A 261-nucleotide genomic window follows, 5' to 3' on the forward strand; every position below is an offset into this window, starting at 1 on the left:
GCCCACCCTCGAACGTGGTGATCACGCCACCGGCCTTTTCAATGATCGGGATCAGAGCCACGATGTCATAGGGTTTGAGCCCCGGCTCGACAACGATATCGACATGGCCCGCCGCCAGCATGGCGAAGGCGTAGCAGTCCGTACCGTAGCGGACGAGCTGGACCTGCTTTTCGAAACGGTCGTAGCGGCTGCGCATCTCGCCGGTGAACAAAGCCGGCGTGGTGGTGAACAGTGTAGCGTCCTCAACGCGCGTCGTTTGGC

Annotated in this window: 1 protein-coding gene; it reads right to left on the reverse strand. The window is 61.7% G+C overall.

From position 1 onward, the window contains the following. The coding region (locus ASE56_RS17370; protein WP_327037354.1) for an inositol monophosphatase family protein at nucleotides 1–261 on the reverse strand (261 nt) is incomplete at both ends.

It is taken from the genome of Microbacterium sp. Leaf203 (assembly GCF_001421275.1).
GTDB lineage: Bacteria > Actinomycetota > Actinomycetes > Actinomycetales > Microbacteriaceae > Microbacterium > Microbacterium testaceum_A.